Genomic DNA, 20,350 nt, shown 5'->3' on the forward strand with positions numbered 1-20,350 from the left:
GTTTTTTGACAAAAAGCCATGGCGGGACACAATATCACCGCAGAGAAATACGCTGCTACGATCTGACAGGCTATGTTTGTTCAAAAAAAATTAATCATTCGAGCTGTAGCAGCGTTTATGAAATATGCGGGCCAGGCAGATTTATCAAGAAATGCAGGTTATCGGGGAATCAACACATATAGCTTGCCAGGTTCCTGCTGTGGCCCGGCAATCAAGGCCGCATCGTTGCCAGCGCCCATATAGATATCTCCCCGGACGGGACCCTTTATGGCACTGCCGGTATCCTGGGCAACCATCAGCTGCTGGAATTTCTCTCCGGTGGCGGTGAGGCGGGTATCAAGCCATACCGGCAGGCCAAGGGGAATATAAGATGGATCCACAGCCAGTGTTCTTTTCGGGGCAGCAGGCACACCCTGAGCGGTGATGGCACCTTCCTCAGAAAAACTGAAAAAGATGTAGCGAGGGTTCTGGTTGAGCAGCCATTCCCGTTGGTCCGGATGGTTTTCCAGCCATGACTGGATGGTTTGCATGGATACTTCTTCAAGTTCCCCTTTCTGTTTCAGTATCCTCCCAATGGCCACGTAGTTGTGGCCATTATTACCGGCGTAGCCAACATGAATAATGTTACCGTCAGGCAGTTCTACATTCCCTGATCCTTGAATCTGCAGGAAGAACTTATCAACAGGGCTGCTCAGCCACAGGAGCACATCGCTGGCTTTCGCTGTCTGTTGATTGATTTCTGCCCGACTGCCATAGGGTTTCAGGAAGCCTTTCTCAACCCGCCCAACCAGTCCCGGGCCACTGAGTCCAAAGTCAGCCTGGCGAACCTTGACCAGATCGTGGGGCAGTTTCAGTAACGGGATTGGGTAATCTTCCGATGGTTTCAGACTGCCGGGAATAACCGGGGAGTAATAAGCGGTAAACAGGCCTTGTTTCTGGGGAGAGAGCTGGACAGGCGTAAAGTTTTGCTCAAAAAAGGTTTTCAGTTGACGGTCGGGGGTTTGCATCAGCTCCTTACACAGCAATTGCCATTGCTGGTAGTTACCCCAGGGGCTGTTGTCGGTCAGCACCGAACGGTTCAGATGCTGGCAACTGTTCAGCAACGCCGGTCTTACGGCAATGGCCTGTTGCTGGCTCCAGCCCTCCAGCTCACTGAATGTTACCGGCTGTCGTTCCGACGCTTTGGTCAACAGCCCGCAACCACTGAATAACAGAGAGCACAGAAGGGGAATAAACCTGAAAACGTTGCCGGTGACTGACTTGGAAAAACCGGAGGTAGCGTGTTTGAAGTGCTGGAATGCAAAGGTCACGTTGAGTGCTTCTGGTTGAGAACGGTGAATTAGAGGAAGGTGCTGAATCAGCTTGCCTATTAAACCATATTTTTTGGCCTGTTGTGCAGGCAACTGCTTGCACAGTTGCCCGGATAGCCGGGGCGTTCTCAATTTCCCATGTGACCAGAACGCCCCCTGATCACTCTTTATACTACGTCGAGTTGTTAAGAAACAACAGGCTCTGGCATACCACTCATCAATTTGCCCACTTCCTGATCAATGTAATAGAGGAATTTAATATTGAGACTCAGGCAAATGAACCACCATGCCGTCCATTTCATCAGTGACGACAACCTGGCAGCTCAGCCTGCTGGTTGCTCTCGGCTCACGGACAACATCCAGCATTTCCTGCTCCATGCCTTCAGCCGGACCGACCATCTCAATCCACCCTTCATCAATATAACAGTGGCAGGTGGCACAGGAGCAGGCACCACCACACTCTGCGAGGATGCCATCGATCATGTTATCAACGGCACCCTGCATCAAAGTACTACCTGAGTCGATGTCGGCTTCATACTGGTTGCCGTCGTGAGTAACAAACTGAATCAGAGGCATGGGAGTCCTTTATTGTCTTTTTATTGCTGTTTCACTCTATCGGACTCACCACGGAAAGAAAAGTGACCGCCTGCCAGACAAACCGCCCGGACATTATTTGTTGTATATACCGGGCGTTTCAAAGGGTCCATCACAGCCAAGCTCAGGATGCTTGCCCGGATGAGAGAGAAAGAACTCATGCATTCTGGCAAAGTCCGAGGGAATATCTCCGGACATGGACATAGGCGCACCCATAATGACCTTGCGCTGCTGAAAATCGAAGGCAATGGGTACAACCGGAACGTTGGCACCATTCGCTATATGATAAAAACCGGTTTTCCACTTTTGCACCTTTGACCGGGTGCCCTCAGGTGCGATAGCCAGCACGAAGTGGTCACTGCTGTTGATCTCTGCGATGGCCTGATCAACCCGGTTGATGGATTTATCACGCTCAATGGGAATACCGCCAAGCCGATGCATCAACACACTCAGGGGCCAGAAAAACAGCGAGTGCTTGGCAAAAAACCGGACACGTATACGGGTTACCAGCTTAACCGCAACGCCGATAACAAAATCCCAGTTTGATGTGTGATGAGCGACGATGATCACGTATTTATTGAGGTGTTCCGGCAGGTTTCCCTCAATTTTCCATCCGCCAAGTAACCACAGGACAAAGTGCCCCAGGCCTGTCTTGAACCGGTTTTTGGGAAGGTAGTTGCTGGTGAAGGACGATTGCATAGTTAACTTGCTAAAGCAGGAAAGCGCGGCAGTATGTCACTTTTGTTGCACTTCGTCAGTCGGTAAATACCTTGTTAAACTTGTACATGGTTTCAATGAGTTTGACGTGTACAATCTCCGTTCACCCTGAGCGTCCTTCGGCTCCGCTCAGGATGCACGGACGAAGGGTGCTTGGCACGATATCAGAGTCCGGAGTTTCCGCCCTTCGACAGGCTCAGGACGAACGGAGTGCGGAGGCACGACAACCCATCAAACTCATTGAAATGGTGTACCAGGGCGCTTCCCCAGATCAACAATCCTGAAGCCAGCCATTACGGACAGACTGATCAATCTGTTCAAGAACATAACACCACAGTTTGGGGGCCAGGTGCTCCAGATACTGATTCCGTTTCAACACCTGACTGCGGGTAACCTGATACTTTGCCCAGGTACCACCCTCACTGTCCATATTCTGGATTACGGGTAACAGGCAGTCCATGGCTTTGGCGAAGCGGGCATCCGGGCTGTGTACCTGCTCAAATTCAAGCCAGAGCGCCCTGAACTCATCGGCCTGCTCCTGTGGCAATAGCCCGAACAGGCGCTCTGCCGCTGCCATTTCTTTAGTTGCCTGACCGGCCAGCTCGGTAGCCGCAGCAAACGCAAATGTATCTCCGGCATCAATTTCCACAATATCGTGGAGCAGCAGCATCTTGATCACCCGGCCAATATCAACCGGCTCTTCAGCGTACTCTTGCAGGGTCATCGCCTGCACCGCTATATGCCAGCTATGTTCGGCACTGTTCTCCTGTCGGCTGTTATCAGGCTTTACCATGGTTTTTCGATAAACCGCCTTGAGTTTATCCAGCTCCTTGATAAAAGCCAGTTGCTGTCCAAGCCTTGAGGAAATAACAGACATAAATTTTGAACCATATTACTAATATTGCGTCTAAGAACATAAAGCCTAACAGAACACTAAGCCAGCAACTAACCATCGATTTTAAAATCAATCAGTTATAAAAGAAGCTGGTCATTGAGCAGAACCGGCAGAACACTCAAAACATAGTCGAATTAACCACCTGGTATGCCCGATGACCCCATCTATAAACAGCACTCTCTTTGCTCACAGCCACTCTCCTGAGCATGTCTATCACAACGAAGAATCATCTGAAGAGTGCTCGAATACCACCACTGAAGCTTGCTCTCAAAGTAACGCACCTTCAGGAAAAAGTGATGGGCTTGCCGCTAGAACCTGTGAGGTTATCGAAAAAACAGAAACGTTTATGTCCAGGGTAAAACGTCATGGTAAATGGTTGCTGTCAAAAGTTCCCGGGGCACTGTGCACCCCACTGAGAGTCTGTACTACTTTGTTGCATGCGGGCATTTTTGCCGGTTATTACGTCACAGTAATGACCATTACCGGCATTGGAGCGCTTACCGGGGCGATGACGGGAGTAGCTGCAGCAATAAAAGCAAGTATCAGACCCTGCCCGGCAGAAAAATCATTTAAAGAATACACCGTCAGTCATGCACAAAAAGTCTTTACATGGCTGGCTCTGCCCTATGAGACCTTGCCAAAAACGCTTAAGGGCTCAATATTTCCGGCGATAGCCAGTGTCGCACTTTTTATTGTTGAAACGGTGACTATTCCGGGAAAACAGCTCTCCATTCATGTGTATGAAAACATTTGCCACGCCACTTACCAGGCGACCAAACCCTATAAGCCTGTCACTGATATGACCGTAAAGCTGTTTGATACCACTAAGCGATGGATTCAGAATTGAAGCAAAAGCAGGGGGAATTGAATTCCCCCATCATAAGGGCCTGTTGACGTTTCGTTGCGTGCTCAGCGTATCAGGGCGCTCCTATGACGAGGCGCGGCATTGCAGGAAGGCTGGTTGCCTTTCAAAATGCCGCAACGAAGTCATAGGGGCGCCCTGATACGCCCGAAGGGTGGCTCAGAAAGGCGCCATCTGCTTTGTCAGACTTGCTTGGCGTAGAATAACTACGCGCTGCACAAGTCTTTCGCGCATATGACGCCTTTCTGAGCCACTGAGCACGCAACGAAACGTCAACAGGCCCTAACCCTGTTCCAGCAAACGCCGCAGATCAATAATCGCCGCATTCGCACGGGAGACATAATTAGCCATCACCAGAGAGTGGTTTGCCAGCAAGCCAAAACCGGAACCATTCAGTATCATCGGGCTCCAAACCGCATCCTGGGTCGCCTCCAGCTCGCGGATAATTTGTCGGACACTGACCGTGGCATTTTTCTTGTCCAGAACGTCAGCAAAGTCCACTTCTATCGCCCTGAGAAGATGTATCAGAGCCCAGGAAGTGCCCCGGGCCTCATAGAAAACATCATCAATCTGTGACCAGGGTGTTTTTACATCAATCAATACAGCACTGTCGGTGGATTGAGCCGCCTCGCCGGAAAGGTCGGTATTCAAACGCGGTTTACCAACACTGGCACTCAGACGCTGGGAAAGGCTGCCGAGGCGCGTTTCTACGTCCCCCAACCAGCGGGTCAGATTGTCGGCCCGGGCATAAAATTGCGCCGAGTCATTGGGATCAGACAAACGGGTCATATAGCTGTTCAGCTTATCAATGCCCCTCTGGTATTCCCGCTCACTGGAAGGCAGAATCCAGCTTCTGGCATCAAAATTAAACTGCGGCTCGGCCACCGCAAGATCCTGGTCTTCCCTTGACTGCGACTGGGAACGGCTGAAGTCCTTGCGCAGGGCCCGGGCCATATCACGCACCTGAATCAGAACACCCACTTCCCAATTGGGCATATTATCCATCAGTACGCCCGGTGGCATGATGTCATTACGCAGGAAACCACCCGGCTTATTCAGCAGCGTATTCGCCAGGGTATAGAGTGTTGCTGTTGTGGTATAACCAGTGACGACAGCCTGAGCATTATCAGTGGCCAGCTTTTCGGCATTGGCCTTTACTGAGAACAGGTCTGGCTCCTGACTCCAGTACCAGCCAACAAGTGATAGAAACAGAATCAATACGCCAGTGCCAACGGCCAGGGCTTTACCATAGATAAGACCCGACATTTTCTGCATACCCGACTGAAAAGCCGATTTCATCTTTTCCAGCGCCATAATTTCCCCGTTCGTCACCGCTCAGACATTTATCCTGAATATGGCGTTCCAATATGGATGCGCTTCCAAGCGGCCATTATCCTCTAATAATTGTGGTTGTGCGAGTTTCTGTTAGAGCCTGTTGGGGTTTTGTTGCGAGTGCAGTGATAAAAATTCACTGAGTTGAGTTCACCCGATCTTCTCCAGGGCGCATCATGGCAAACAGTGTTTTAACAAACGCCTTTCTCTTGATCTGGTAATCACTCACATAATGAGTTGTTGCCAGCCAGTCGTTCACCCTGTGCTCAAAATCATGAAAACAACTATGGCGGAGCAATTTCATGTGCAGGTTCTCAGTCAGTGCATAAAGGCGTTGTTGCTCTTTTTGCAGCTGATGACTCCAGCTGTCGGGATTGTCTTCAGAGTGCAGAGCGATAAACTGCCTGGCTTTATTCAGGGTAAGCAGGCAGCGAAACAGCAAGCCATAAATGCGTTTCCCGGTATTTTGGGGGTTGTTAAACAGAAGGGTTCGAGGTACGTCAAATACCGGCCCGTTTTGCAATTGCTCAGTCAGCGGGTTCAGGTGCTCAGCGAGGTATTCCAGCGTATCGTTCAGTAACCTGGTTTCCTCAGCAAAGGACAAACACCATACCGGCCTCTCAACACCGGGGACGTGAACGGCTAATTGTGCCGCATTTCCATAAACGACCCTGTCATCAAGACTGACCTGAAGCCCCATCACTTTTATCCCGAAATCCCCGTCCTTAAGATAAATATTGTAGGCGCTTGGCAGCTTAATCTCCTGACATCCCCGGATTGGCGAGATAATGATACTTTTGAGAATTTCAGAGCCCCGGTCGGTGTTCAGCGTCTGCAGCTTATCAAAAAGCAGTCTGGCCGTTTTTTCTGTCGTACAGATAATGTCAATGTCATTAAATACCTGGCAGATGTTCTGTAAAAAACGGGCATAAGAGCCGGTAATCAGAATGGGGGGATGCGTACAGGAAACATTGATTTCCTGAATAATCTCCAGTGCTTTCAACGTTAGCGCATTTAACCGCATAACCGGCATGTGCGGGAATACCGGTCTGCCTGACCATTGCCAGAGAGTTTGCGCCACACTGGCGGTCATTGCCCCGGTGGTGAACTTACTTTCTGCTGCATCCCGGGGCAAACTGCCAGACCGGGAGTTGTATATACCCTGTTGTTTCGATACGGGGTACTGGCAACTGACGACAACAGAAGCCTTTTGTTGACTGGCTGAGGCTTCGTATCCATTAAAGCTGTCACTGTTCCACCATGAGTCCACGGCATTTTCCCGTAACAGTAAACCATCCATTACCAAAGCCTCGGAGCTGCACTCTTCAAACCAGCAGCCTAAAGCATGGCGCAGCTTACTTCCTTCAGGAAAACTCTGAAGGCATTCCAGTACCTGGTATTGATGGATTTCCTGTCCATCAATAGGCTGCCGGGTGATGTAGCAGTGGGCCAGAAAGAAAAAATGCAGGCGTGAGTTCTGAAATGAACTCCTCAGTGCATTGATGGATTCCAGTACCTGTTCTGCCGAAACGCCCTGATGATCAATGGTCAGTTCTTGCTGCATAGCCATAAATTTCAAGAGACATTGCAGTCGGTGTTGCTCATCTTTAACCGGTACGTTGTTTAATATTTGCAAGGCCTCTTGCAGTATACCCTGAGCTTCATTGATATCATCGCACTGCTGAGTTTGCTGCAGCCTTTGCATCAGATACCTGGTTTGCCTTGAGGAATGATCTCCGGGAACTTGATTAAATGCTGCCAATACATCCTTGTTGTCCAGATAGTTGCCATTCAATTTCCTGGCATTCAATGCCAGCTGAGAATAAAAAATAGCGACTTCGAGCAACCCGCCACTGCGTTCATAGTCCTTAACCACCTCTTCCGGTGTGACCTGCTGACCATTCAACAGCAGCCCCCTCAGGCAACATTCCGCTTTAAAGCGAGCCAGCGCCAGAGGTGCTCTGGCTGCCTGAAAATCGTTAACCAGCTCATCCGGTGTGACCTGTCGACCATTCAATATCAGGCCCATCAGGCAACACTCCGCCTTGAAGCGCGCTATCGCCACTTTGCCTTCCGGGCTATTCGGGAAACCCTTGACGACTTCATCCGGTGTGATCTGCTGGCCATTCAACTGCAAACTCCTCAGACAACATTGTTGCTTGAAGCGCACGGCTCCCAGTCTGCCTTCCGGACTATCCGGAAAATCCCTGAACACTTCATCCGGTGTGACCTTCCGACCATTTAACGCCAGCCCCCTCAGGCAACATTGTTCTTTAAAGTGTGCCAGCTCCAGTGGTGCTTTGGCGGCCCGAAAATCCCTGGCCACCGCATCCGGGGTGAACTGCTTGCCATTGGACAACAGCCCCTTCAGGCAACATTGCTCCTTAAAGCACGCTATCCCCAGTTTACCTTCCGGACTATCCGGAAAATTCATAAGCACTGCATCCGGTGTGATCTGCTGGCCATACAACGACAGGCCCCTCAGGCAGCATTTCACTTTGAAGCGCACTATCGCCAGTTTGCCTTCCGGATTACCCGGAAAAATCTTAACCACCTCTTCGGGTGTGACCTGCTGGCCATGTAACCGCATCCCCCTGAAGCAACATTCCTGTTTAAAGCGCGCTATCCCCAGCTTGCCTTCTGAACTGTCCGGGAAGCTATTCAACACCGCCTCCGGTGTGACCGGCTGGCCGTGCAACACCAGCCCTTTCAGACAACATTCCTGTTTAAAGCGCGCTATTCCCAGCTTGCCTTCTGAGCTGCCCGGGAAGCTATTCAACACCGCCTCCGGTGTGACCGGCTGGCCGTGCAACACCAGCCCTTTCAGGCAACATTCCTGTTTAAAGCGCGCTATCCCCAACCTGCCTTCCGGAGTATCCGGAAACTCCCTGAACACAGAATCCGGTGTAACCTGTCGACCATGCAGCAATATCCCCTTCAGGCAACATTGTTCTTTAAAGCGCGCCAGCTCAAGGGTTGCTCTGGTGGACTGCAAATCCCTGACCACCTCCTCCGGTGTCACCTGCTGGCCATTCAATGGCATGCTTCTCAGGCAACATTCCACTTTGAAGTGTGCCAGTTCCAGTGTTGCCCCGACTGCCTGATAGCCCTTGACCACCGCGTCCGGTATGACCGGCTGGCCATTCAACGGCACCCCCTTCAGACAACATTCCGCTCTGAAACGTGCCAGTTCCAGTGTTGCCTTGATTGCCTGATAATCCTTAACCAGCAAATCTGCATTGATTGGTCGGCCATTCAATAACAGCCCCCTCAGGCAGCATGCCGCTTTGAAGCGCGCCATCCCCAGTTTGCCTTCCGGAGTATCCGGGTACTCCTTAACCACCTCATCCGGTGTGATCTGCTGGCCCTTCAATGGCAGCCGCCTCAGGCAACATTCCGCTTTGAAGCGTGCTAGCCCCAGTTTGCCTTCCGGAGTATCCGGGTACTCCTTAACCACTCCATCCGGTATGACCTTCCGGCCTTTCAACGGCAAACTTCTCAGGCAACATTCCGCTTTGAAGCGCGCCAGCTCCAGCGTTACTTTGATAGCCTCAAAATCCCTGACCACCACATCCGGTGCCACCCTCTGGCCTTTGAACACCAGACCTCTCAGGCAACATTCTGCTTTGAAACGCGCTATCGCTAATTTGTACTTATTATTCCGATCCGGCAGCCGGTTGAATTCCTGAATAACCTGGTCTGCGCTCACTTTTCTGGTGCCATGCAAGATGTTCTGCAGGCAAAGCTTTTGCAGGAAGAAGCCGCTTCTCAGAGATGTTGTTTCATTCCCATAGGTGCAGAGCACAGCAGCCGAGGTGATTTGACGTCCTTGTAATGGTTTTTTTTGCCAAAAGGCATTCTCCATACATTTGCCTTTATCCAGAGTGGTAGCTTTATCTCTATAAGACGGATGGTTTAAGACTTTTTTGCTATTAAATGAACTGCCTGCGCGGTCACGGATTCCGCTTGAATGGGCTTGTTGGCCCAACCGACCAACAGGCTTTGGGTAGGAGCAGGCTGATGAGGTTGCGTTCAGAATAGAGCCCTGCACACTTTGACTATAAATACCGCCGTTTGACCTCAAAATGATGATCAGGTTCACGCCTTTCTTATTCTGACTGCATCATCGCCAGCAGTGCCGTAATAAAGTCCCTTCTTTTGAACTCATATTCATTAACATGATGGGTGGTTGATAACCAGTTGTTCACTCTGTGCTCAAAATCACTGCGACAAACATGGCCAGACAATTTTGTTTGCAGATTGGCCGTCAGCATATACAACTGTTGTCGTTGTTCTTGCAGCAGCTTAGTCTGGATCGGTGTTCCGGGTCTGTCTTCAGAGTGCAGATCGATAAACTGCCTGGCTTTATGCAGACTAAGCAAAGAGCGCATCAGCAAACCATAAATATATTCCCCGGGGTTTTCGGGAGTGTTAAAAAGAATGGTTCGGGGCAGGTAAAATACCTCTCCCTTTTGCAATTTTCTGGTCAGTGGATCAAGGTTTGTCGCGAGATATTCCAGCGTGTTGTTCAGTAATCGGGTTTCTTCGGCAAACGACAGACACCACACCAGCCTCTCAACGCCAGGAACCTGAACAGCGCATCGTGAGGCATTGCCATCGGTGACTCTCGCATCAATACTGACCTGAATCCCCATCGCTTTCATACCCAAATCACCGTCTTTCAGATGAATATTGTAGGCCTTTGGCAGTTGAATCTCCGGACATCCCGGAACGTCCCAGATGACGATGTTTTTGGGAATTTCCGAGGCTTTGTCGCTGTTAAGTGCCTGCAGCCGGTCAAACAGTGTCCTGGCAGGTTCTGCCGCCGTACAGATAATGTCAATATCATTGAATGATGAGCAACGGTTCTGTAAAAAACGCGCGTAGGAACCGGTAATCAGAATGGGGGGATTGCGATAAGAACCATTGACTTCCTGAATAATCTCCAGTGTTTGTAGTGTTAGCGCATTGAACTGCGGATGCCTGTTCAGGAGACCCGGTTCAATGGACCATTGCTTCGGCACCTGAGCCGCACTGGTGGCAACTGTCTGAGTGGCAGAGACTGCGGTTCTGTGGGGACTATTACGCCTTGGGGCTGCGGCCCGTTCCTGTTTGAACAGGAATTCATTCATTATATTGGCTTCAGGGCTGAATCGTGCAAACCAGTGGCCTAAAGCATGGCGCAATTTGCTTCTTTCAGGAAAACCCTGAAGGCACTCCAGAACATGCTCCCTGCGAATTGTTTGTCCATCAACCGACTGTCTCTTGATATAGCAATGGGCCAGGAAGAAGAAATGCGTGCGTTTATTCTTAAATGAGTTCCTGAGTGTTTTCATGGATTGCAGCACCTCTTCTGCCGACACTCGCTGCTGATCAATCAACAGCTCATGCTGCATCGCCATGAATTTCAGGATACATTGCAGCCGATGCTGCTCATCTTTTACCGGTGCGCTGTTTAATATTTGCCAGGCCTGTTGAATGATCTCCTGACCCTCGTTGGTTTCATCGAACCACTGATGTTGTTTCAACCTGTGCATCAGGAACTCAGCCTGCCTGCAAGCATGATCTCCGGGTGCTTCATTAAACGCTGACAATACTTGCGCGTTATCCAGACAGGAGCCATTCAATTCTCTTGCATTCAATGCCAGCCGGGTCTGAAAAATAGCGCTTTCGAGCAACCAGCCACCGCGTTCAAAATCCTTGACTACGGCATCCGGTGTGACCTGCCGACGATTCAACGCCAGACCTCTCAGGCAACACGCCCCTTGAAAGCGCACCAGCGCCAGTTTTCCCTCCCGACTATCCGGGAAATTACTGACCACTTCATCCGGTACGACCTGCTGCCCCTGCAACATCAGACCTCTAAAGCAACACTGTTCCTTAAAGCGCGCCAACCCTATTCTGCCATCTGAGCTACTGGGGAAACTCTTAACCACTTCATCCGGCATGACCTGCTGGCCATTCAATGGCAGCTCCATCAGGCAACACATTTCCATGAAGCGTGCTATCGCCAGCCTGCCCTCCGGGCTATCCGGGAAGCCCTTAACCACCTCATCCGGTGTAACCTTCCGACCATGCAACACCAGGCCTTTCAGGCAACAGTCTGCTTTGAAGCGCCCCAGCCCCAGTCTGCCTTCCCGACTATCCGGAAAATCCCTGGCCACTTCATCCGGTGTGACCAGCTGGCCATGCAACAGCAGGCCCAGCAGACAACAGTCTGCTTTGAAGCGCCCCAGCTCCAGTGGTGCCTTAGCGCTCTTAAAATCCTTAACCACCTCATCCGTGGTGACCTGCTGACCATTCAATGCCAGACCTCTGAGGCAACATTCCGCTTTAAAGCGTGCCAGCTCCAGTGGTGCTTTAGCGTCCTTATAACCCTTAACCACCTCCTCTGTTGTGACCGGCCGACCATTCACTGCCAGAGCTTTCAGGCAACAATTCTCTTTGAAGCGCGCCAGCTCCAGAGGTGCATTGATGGCCTGAAACCCCTTAACCACTGCCGCCGGTATGACCTGCTGGCCATTCAACGACCACCCTCTCAGGCAACATTCCGCTCTGAAACGCGCCAGCTCCAGTGTCGCTTTGGTTGCCTGATACTCGACCTGCTGATCATTCATCGACAGCCCCTTCAGGCGAGCCTCTGCGTTGCAGCGCGCCTGCTCCGCTTCTGCCTTGGCGACCTGATAATCATTAACCACTTCATCCGGCGTAACCTGCTGGCCATTTAACGCCACCCCTCTCAGACAACATTTTTCCTTAAAGCGTGCCAGCCCCAGTGGTGCGTTGGCTGCCCGATAATCCTTAACCACCGACTCCGGTAAGACCTGCTGACCATGCAACATCAGGCCTCTCAGGCAACATTCCATTTTGAAGTGCGCCAGCGATATCGTTGCTTTGGCTGCCTGAAACTCCCTGACCACCTCATCCGGCGCAACCTGCTGGCCATTCAGCGTCAGGCCTCTCAGGCAACATTCCTTTTTGAAGTAGGAAAGTTTCAGCGTTGCGTTGACTGCCTGAAACCCCTTAACCACGGCCTCCGGTCTGACCCGGCGGCCATTCAGCAGCAGCTCTGTCAGGCAACAGGTCTCTTTGAAGTGCGCCAGCCCCAGTTTGCCTTCATGACTGGCCGGGAAAGCCTTAGCCACCTCATCCGGTGTCACCGGCTGGCCATTCATCATCTTGCCTGTCAGGCAACAATCCGCTTTAAAGCGTGCCAGCGCCAGCTGGCCCTGCGGACTGTCCGGGAAACCCTTAACCACTTCATCCACTGTGATCTGCTGGCCATTCAATGCCAGGCCCTTTTGGCAACATTGTTCCTTAAAGCGCGCCAATCCCAGTTTGCCCATCAGGTTGTCCGGGAAAGCCCTGATCACCGCCTCCGGTGTCACCGGCTGGCCATTCAGCCGCAGCCCCCTCAGACAACATTCCGCTTTGAAACGCGCCAGCTCCAGCGTGGCATTGATTGCCTGAAAATCCTTAACCACCGTATCCGGTGCAATCTTCTGGCCTCTCAAGGACAGGCCCTTCAGGCAACAGTGTTCCTTAAAGCGCGCCATCCCCAACTTGCCTTGCCGACTCTCCGGGAAATCCTTAATCACCATCTCCGGTGTGACCAGCCGACCATCCAACCTGAGGCCCGTCAGACAACATTCCTCTTTGAAGCGTGCTATCGCTGTTTGGCACTTATCATTTCGCCCTGGCATTCGGCTGAGCTCCCGAACAACATGGTCCGGGGTCACTTTGATATTGCCATGTCGCATGTTTTGTAAGCAAAGTTGCTGCAAGAAGCAGCCGCTTCTAAAAGATGTTTTATCCTTTCCATAAGCGTTAAGCACATCAGCGGTGTTGATTGGACGCCCTTGTAATGGTTTTTTCTGCCAAAAGGCATCCTCAATCCGCCTGCCATCATCCAGCGTGATGGCGGTACCTGTGCGGGAGTGGTGGTTTGAAACCTTTTTGCCGTTGAATTTACTTCTGGAGCTGCCAGGAATTCTGCTTGAACCGGCTTGTTGATCCCCGACAGGCTTTGGGCGGGAGCGGGTTGATGTGGTTGCTTTCAGAATCCCCCCCTGCACACGTTAACTACAAATATCGCCATTTGACCTCAAAATGATGATCAGGTTCCCTCTATGGCCGTTGAACAATTCAGAGTAACTCGGGATGCCCCAGATAATATCCCTGACCACCAGCAACACCCAGCTGTTTTAATGCCTCCCACGCCTCTTCCTGTTCAACGCCCTGGGCGAGAACACTCATATCCCGGGACTCAGCCATCATGGACAGTGTTCTTATATACAGTTGATTCTCATAGCTGGACGTCAACTGTCTTGCAAAACTGCCGTCCACTTTCAGGTAATGGGCATTGATCATCTGCAGGAACGTCAGCGCCTGACTGGACACACCAAAATGATCAATAGAAAACTGACAACCGGTTGCCACCAGTGTATCCACCCGTTCTGCAACCCGCTCCCCCACCAGCATAAGCGAGCGCTCAGCCGTTTCCAGAATCAGACGCCTGGCCAGATCCTGACGCAGTCTGAGGGCATCCAGTAACCAGTGATAAAAATCATCATCCATCAGGGAGTAAGGTGAGATATTCAGGCTGTAGGTTCGATAGTCATCCCGGTCATCCATATAATCCGTCAGGGCAAAAAATACCGCCCGATCAAAGGCTCCATGCAGATCATAGCGCTCAACCACTGGCATAAAGGCATCGGCAGACACCACTTCACCAGCCAGCTTTATCCGTGCCAGTACCTCCGTAAACGCTACTTCACCATCCACTCCCTTAATGGGCTGGCCATACAGCTCGATAAGGCCTTTTGCCATTACCTCTTCCAGCGCTTCGACCCATTGAGTGTCACTCCATCCCATGTACGGATAACCAGACTCACCACTGATATCCATCACATCCCAGCAATTTTTAACCCGGGCCTCTTGTTCCAGCAGCTGCTGATCACCATGCTCCAGCAGCAGCTCCGGAGAACAACGCCCCTGGTGGGTCACTGCGACAATATGCAGGTTATTGCTACCTTCCGGTGACGAGAAAAACTCCATGGCCACCAGAACCTTGAATAACCGTTCCGTCACCTTACGGATTTCATCGACATTGCAGGCGGGCACACACACGCTAAAACCGGATCCATTCCAGCGGCCAGAAAAAGCTTCGGGCCAGGCCAACAGGGTTTTGCCCAGCCAATAGCTGACGGTCACCAGCAGGTCATCAACAAACTTTTGTCCATGAGACCGGTTCAGCGCCTCCAGCCCTCGCACCTGAATCATGACCAGACTGGCACCCGCCTCACCGATGTCTTCACTTAACACGGTCTTCATCCGACGGTTAAAGGCCCGTCGATTGAGTAATCCGGTCAATGGATCCTTGACCGACTTGCGACGCAGCTCTTCTGTCAGAGCCACCTGCTCAGAGAACGCCTTTTCCAGCTTCTCTGCCATCCGGTTCATGGCCTGAACCACTTTGCGTAAATCTCTGGTTTTGGGTAACTCGGGTTGTATCTCAAAATGACGGTCACAGATTCGGTTCGCCTGCTGCTCCATCCTTGTTAAAGGCCGGAGTACCACACCCAGCAGCATATTCAATCCGACCATGGCAACTATCAAACCGATACCGAACAGCAGCGCATCTTTGCTCACCTTGGACCAGAGACTGCGGTAGGCATAACCCGGATGACTGGCTACCAGAAGCTGCCCCATGGGCACCCAGCCACTGTTAATCTCGCTGGTGACTGCCGGAGTTTTCAGGTCAATCAGTTTCACAAACCAGTCCGGTACACCTTCCAGCGTTCCCGGGTGTTCACTGTTGACCAGTACGTTGCCCGACATATCGGTAAAACGAATCTGCCGGTAGTAACCACGATCAAAAACCGCATCAATCATCGAGTCCATCCTGGCAATATTGCCAGCCCCGGCGGAAGCAATGGCAACACCAAGGGAGGTGGCCGTATCCTGGGAATGAGAGTTCAACTGTTCCTGGAGGTAATGACGGGCATCATTGACGGACAGCACGAAGCTGCCAGCAAACAACAGAATCAACAGCAAAGTTAAAGATAGTGCCAGTTCACGAAGTAGCGTCATGGTGGCCTCCCTGTCCGTTTTCAGTTCCGGGGAAAGCAGGATAAGCCATCAGCTGCTCCCGTCATTCAGTCGTCCCTGACTGTTCGACTTCTGCAGCCGTCGGCGCAGCTCAGTCCAGGTCTTTATCTTACTGGACTCACCGAGGCGAACCCCTTCACCACGCTGACGGGACAGCCAGAGTCCGTCACCGTTAAAGTTATAAACGGGAACCAGATCTGTGCGATGACTGGCGGGACGAATCTCACTGACCAGGTTGTCCAGAATCAACGGCTCTTCCCCCGGACCGGCGAAGTAACTGAGCACCATGTGAGCCTGATCAAGCTCAACCGCCTTTACATAGGTAATCCTCAGCTTCTCATCGGCCACGCCAAGCTCACGAAGGGTAAAATACTTGGCAATGGAGAAGTCCTCACAATCACCCGCGCCACTGGCCAGCAGTTCCACCGGGGTTGCCCAGAAATCCTCTTCCCCCCAGTGGTCAATATCATGCACAAAGCGCATACGGTTAAAGAAGTCATTCACTTCAACCAGCTTCCGGGGTTCTGGCAGCTTCCTGCTGTAGATCATCAGATTCTGCCAATGGGTCAGCCGTTCAGCGGCAGCGACACCGTAGAGTTCCCGGGCACTATCCACCAGCGCTTTACCCACCACCAGGTCGCCAGCCAGCACCACGGCAACGAACCAGTGTCCCCATTTAAATGGAAGAAGGTGGGAAAGCATCCAGAATATTTCCAGCCGATTCCTGATCTTATATAGAGTCGGCAGTGATCAGCCGGGCCTGTAAGGAAAAACCGTCAAAAGGCGATAACAGGGTTGGCGGCAGAGTAAATCTATGCGTATAATCCAACCGCTTCAGGGCCTATAGCTCAGTTGGTTAGAGCAGCGGACTCATAATCCGTTGGTCGAAGGTTCAAGTCCTTCTGGGCCCACCAGGTATAGCAACGCTTTCAAGATAAGCACTCACTCACTGACTCACTATAAATTCTTATTTGCGCCCACTTTTGCGCCCTCTTTCTGTCGGACTGGTAGCGAATTAAACGGGCATCTATTCGGCTGTTACCTTTCAATTACTCACTTCAAATTCACGCGTCTTGCTCGCGTGGTCGTCGCGCTGATTTCGCGTGCCTGGCTAATTAATTCATTGCTCAATGACAACATTTGCCAACATTCCTTGTAGCCAGCGAAAGTACAAAAACGCACTTTGAGCCAGAAAAGGTACACTTGTGTGCTTTAAACCTTGGGGATTGGATTGACGGGAAAGATGGAGGGGTTAGCCTTGGCGGTATATCTGGGGCTAATGTTCCCGTTCCCCCTCCGGTTGGGCGTTTGTAGCTGGCCAGCCTGTACCAAGGCACAGTTAAGTGTAGCCTGAGGATTCCTGTTTGTTGGCTGTCTTCTGGCTCAAGGGGGCACATATTCCGAGTACCCGGTGTAATGAATGGCTTGCTGGTGGCCTGCTACACAGAATCGGCGTAACAGCTAACCGGCCCTGCTGGTGGCTCCGGGCTCCAGCATTCGCACGGTGCTTTGAAGGTGGGCCAGAATCCTGACCGATCTATTAGCATGGTCTATGCTGTGTGCGGGTGCGGGCTCTGACAGGCTGCACGATGAATGCACCCTTGCTCCCCTGTTGCTCTGGTGCCAGGGGGCTTTATACATCAGTGCTTGCTTATCCTGCCTGGTGTTGGGTAGGGCTTTACTGCAATCATGCCGTAAAGTGCGTAGAAACTCTGCGTAGTGCGTAGATATGGTGCGTACATTACTGCTACCAGTGTGCGTACCGTAATGCGTACCGCTGTGAAATAGTTAACATAACTTAGCATTTTGAATGCGAACCAGAGTGCGAACTTATAGTGCGAACTACCCTCAGTATTCTTTAGCCTTACCACTTCAGACAATCCTTGATTCCATAGCTTCCGACTGAACTTTTCTAAACCGGCTATATGACTTCAGACTGCTTCTGCTGGTGGCTTGCCGGTGCGCAATAGTGCGAACTGCGTACCATTGGGTAATGGCTTAAACCTGCTGCTGACAGGCTCATACATGCCTTTCTCGATATAGAGTTTTCTGGAGTGGTGCGAATTGAGATACCTACAAAACCAAAGCTATCTATCCGTTATGGATTGATTGCCCTGGCTTCAATCTGCCCGGGTCGGGGTAGATTGGCCTTGCCGGAAGATGTGCGGGTTTCTCGTCGATCTGCTTTGTTAAGGTGGGCCCGTTTTCGGGCTGGCGTCGCGATTCGCTACTCCCCAGGGTCTGGGTTAAGGGTGGGAGAAATGTTCCCACCCCCTGCATTGGCATTGAATAACGGGTTAATCAGTCAGGGCCCCGATGTTTTGACGGGTCAGGATTTTGGCTGGTTACACTGGACTCAAAAAAGAAAAGCCTCCATCTGGTTCGACTGACTCCGCTGCAATTGCGGGCAGTGGTTCACCAGCTTGAAGGCCTTAAATGACAAAGGCCCTACCACGAATGATAGAGCCTTGGATCAGCAGTCTTAGATAGCTTGTCATCGCCATTTCCAAGACTGGCTGCACCGGACGTACCTGAATGCAGTCTCGAAAGCCCGATGCTATGCAGAGCGGGAACATGGGTAAATATAGAGCATAACCCAGCATTTTGCCAGTTAAGAAATACCCAAACCGGCTAACAGACATTTCCGTATTGCTTGCATCTGCTCTCTACCCAGTCTGTCCTGATAATACATTCGCTTACCATCGGCTCCCCTGGTGGGTAGTCTGATTTGATCTAACCGGTGAAAGCCTACGGTGTAGAGCATATCGGCTTTTACCCAGCTTTCTTTCTCTATGAAACTCCTTCATCCGGGGCATGCTGGCCTTGGGTAAAAGGTAATGGTAGGGCTCAACCGGGTTCGGTGTTGATGTGCTTATGCAGGCTACTGTTACCAGTCCACCTCTCTTTCTTATGCTGGAGACTACCAGAACAGGCCTTTTCTTAGTCATTTCAGGCTCTTTAAAGCCCTGTGAAAAGTCGCACATGAGAATACTCCCCACTTTGGGGTGATACTTGATTGCCATAAAACTCCGTATCAGAAATGCCGTGTATGTTTGTCATTGGGTGTATCCTGGCTCAATGCGCCCAGCTTCCGGTCTATTGTACTGCAATCCAGTGATAAGGGTTGCTGGTTACTCTCTGCGGATTAGATGTGATGCAGTGCGATAGCCTGAGATGTCGGAAAGTTTTCCGGTATCTGTGACTGGTGGCAAGCAAAAAAAACCGGGCGTAATGCCCGGCTAATGGCTTAATGACTCTCTGATTTTTTCAGTACTGGCTGATTGGGTTCGGTATTCCTAATCCTTTTGTGCTGATCTGTTGCCCTACAGGTATTTTGTAGGATGCTTCCAGTTCCTCCATGGATGCAGGCCAACGCTGATTCTTCGCAAAGAATGCAGCCATAGCGTCGGCTTGCTCATTGTTGATACCAGTACCATAGCGCCCCTGAGCAATGATGTTGGCTTGGTATCTGTCCCACTTGCCCTCAACGTGTTGACCGATCTCGCCCATAACAGAACCGTAACCTTGCTGATTGGTTTGGGCTGCTTCGCCTGCCTGCTGTCGTATGCGGTTGGCTTCTGCCAGAACATCAGCTTTGGTTTTACCTGTTTGATCTGGTGCTGGTAGCTGTTCACTTGATGACTGGCTTGCTGCGTTGTCACCACCAGCGGCTTGCCTGGCTAACCGGATAATATCGTCATAGCCTGGCTGAGTTGTGGTGGTTTCTGGTTCTGTTCTGTAGCGGGTGGAAAACCCCAATCCATAGCCGCCAAACTGTGGTGCGGTTTGGGTATTTTTGAAGTTCGGATCATAGACTACACGACTGCTGGCCTCCCTTGGCCCATACTCTGCCATAAACGCATCGTAGGCATTCTGCCCTTCCTTAACTGCGTCGTACTCCTCAAAGCCTTTTGACTCTCCGGTGTTCGGGTCGTACTTTGGGCGAGTGTATCGGTTGTTGTCATCCAGAGTGTACCCCATGGACAGAATACCATTATCACTGGTGGCAAGATCCCTTGCTGCGGCCGCACCTTCAGCAAGTTCCTTGCTCTTAAGAATTGCCTCTCTGCCCTGGGTGACTTCTGTTCTTTCGCGGGTGGTGTAGTTGTTCAGGTTGGATAGCTGCCGTTCAACCTCTGTCATGGGTAAACGGCCTAATACTGAATCCTCGGCACCCAGTATGGAGAGAAACTGAGCCCCCTTATCGTCTGTATCCAGCTTGAGCCCTGTGGCGTTGTTGATACTGGAATAAGGTGTTTTGTTCAGTAGCTCAAGGGCTTGATCTAAATCCGGTTGCCCCTGCTTTCGGTTGGTGGCATCTCCGCTTAAACCCAGTAATTCCCGCAATAACTAAAATCCCTTTGCTACCAAGGGTTGGAAGCTTGCGGGACAATTTCAGCTACGCAGTCTAGAATAGAGGATATTTTTGGCAAAATACCAACACAGTGTCATATGCCTTCCTCTCATAATCATTCGGTTACCTCTGACCTCATTGATATTGTTTTTGAAAAAGTTCAAGAGATTCCTGAC

12 protein-coding genes and 1 tRNA gene are annotated in these 20,350 nt (G+C 51.2%); 2 read left to right on the forward strand and 11 right to left on the reverse strand.

Translation table 11 applies throughout. From position 1 onward, the window contains the following. Positions 1 to 158: 158 nt before the first annotated feature. The 4 genes from ACO6UY_RS21745 to ACO6UY_RS21760 all read right to left on the reverse strand — a co-directional run bounded on the left by ACO6UY_RS21745 (position 159) and on the right by ACO6UY_RS21760 (position 3,498). Positions 159 to 1,310: a murein transglycosylase A gene (locus ACO6UY_RS21745; protein WP_422443709.1), complete on the reverse strand. Its 1,152-nt coding sequence runs from the start codon at positions 1,308 to 1,310 to the stop codon at positions 159 to 161. Positions 1,311 to 1,565: 255 nt separating this feature from the next. Then, the gene (locus ACO6UY_RS21750) at positions 1,566 to 1,886 is read right to left on the reverse strand and encodes a 2Fe-2S iron-sulfur cluster-binding protein (protein WP_422443711.1); all 321 of its coding nucleotides are present in this window, start codon (positions 1,884 to 1,886) and stop codon (positions 1,566 to 1,568) included. A gap of 93 nt (positions 1,887 to 1,979) precedes the next feature. Further along, complete coding sequence (locus ACO6UY_RS21755; RefSeq protein ID WP_422443713.1) at positions 1,980 to 2,603, reverse strand: 1-acyl-sn-glycerol-3-phosphate acyltransferase; 624 nt, start codon at positions 2,601 to 2,603, stop codon at positions 1,980 to 1,982. Between the two features lie 289 nt (positions 2,604 to 2,892). Next, complete coding sequence (locus ACO6UY_RS21760; RefSeq protein ID WP_422443715.1) at positions 2,893 to 3,498, reverse strand: HD domain-containing protein; 606 nt, start codon at positions 3,496 to 3,498, stop codon at positions 2,893 to 2,895. 172 nt (positions 3,499 to 3,670) lie between these two features. On the opposite strand from ACO6UY_RS21760, the gene ACO6UY_RS21765 reads away from it, so the two are divergent. Continuing rightward, on the forward strand, positions 3,671 to 4,363 hold the full coding sequence (locus ACO6UY_RS21765; RefSeq protein WP_422443717.1) for a hypothetical protein: 693 nt from the start codon (positions 3,671 to 3,673) through the stop codon (positions 4,361 to 4,363). A gap of 297 nt (positions 4,364 to 4,660) precedes the next feature. Here the strand turns inward: ACO6UY_RS21765 and ACO6UY_RS21770 are convergent, their stop codons facing one another. From ACO6UY_RS21770 to ACO6UY_RS21790, 5 genes are all read right to left on the reverse strand, one after another. After that, a complete protein-coding gene (locus ACO6UY_RS21770; protein ID WP_422443719.1) occupies positions 4,661 to 5,692 on the reverse strand; it encodes a DUF2333 family protein in 1,032 nt (343 codons plus the stop codon). A gap of 154 nt (positions 5,693 to 5,846) precedes the next feature. Beyond that, a complete protein-coding gene (locus tag ACO6UY_RS21775) occupies positions 5,847 to 9,575 on the reverse strand; it encodes a hypothetical protein (protein ID WP_422491204.1) in 3,729 nt (1,242 codons plus the stop codon). Between the two features lie 244 nt (positions 9,576 to 9,819). Continuing rightward, positions 9,820 to 13,785 carry a hypothetical protein gene (locus tag ACO6UY_RS21780; protein ID WP_422491205.1) on the reverse strand — a complete coding sequence of 1,322 codons (3,966 nt, stop codon included), beginning with the start codon at positions 13,783 to 13,785 and terminating at the stop codon, positions 9,820 to 9,822. 70 nt (positions 13,786 to 13,855) lie between these two features. Continuing rightward, complete coding sequence (locus ACO6UY_RS21785; protein WP_422491206.1) at positions 13,856 to 15,802, reverse strand: bifunctional diguanylate cyclase/phosphodiesterase; 1,947 nt, start codon at positions 15,800 to 15,802, stop codon at positions 13,856 to 13,858. Positions 15,803 to 15,850: 48 nt separating this feature from the next. Then, positions 15,851 to 16,522, reverse strand: a complete 672-nt coding sequence (locus tag ACO6UY_RS21790; protein WP_422443727.1) for a transglutaminase-like cysteine peptidase — start codon at positions 16,520 to 16,522, stop codon at positions 15,851 to 15,853. A 135-nt stretch (positions 16,523 to 16,657) separates the two neighbouring features. Here ACO6UY_RS21790 and ACO6UY_RS21795 point away from each other — a divergent pair. Beyond that, positions 16,658 to 16,734, forward strand: a tRNA-Ile gene (locus ACO6UY_RS21795). Between the two features lie 1,782 nt (positions 16,735 to 18,516). Here the strand turns inward: ACO6UY_RS21795 and ACO6UY_RS21800 are convergent. Together ACO6UY_RS21800 and ACO6UY_RS21805 are read right to left on the reverse strand one after the other, a co-directional pair. After that, on the reverse strand, positions 18,517 to 18,843 hold the full coding sequence (locus ACO6UY_RS21800; protein ID WP_422463325.1) for a type II toxin-antitoxin system PemK/MazF family toxin: 327 nt from the start codon (positions 18,841 to 18,843) through the stop codon (positions 18,517 to 18,519). Between the two features lie 244 nt (positions 18,844 to 19,087). Continuing rightward, complete coding sequence (locus ACO6UY_RS21805; protein ID WP_422491208.1) at positions 19,088 to 20,167, reverse strand: hypothetical protein; 1,080 nt, start codon at positions 20,165 to 20,167, stop codon at positions 19,088 to 19,090. Positions 20,168 to 20,350: the final 183 nt, after the last annotated feature.

The sequence above is a fragment of the Endozoicomonas sp. ALE010 genome, from assembly GCF_049310165.1.
Classification (GTDB): domain Bacteria; phylum Pseudomonadota; class Gammaproteobacteria; order Pseudomonadales; family Endozoicomonadaceae; genus Endozoicomonas.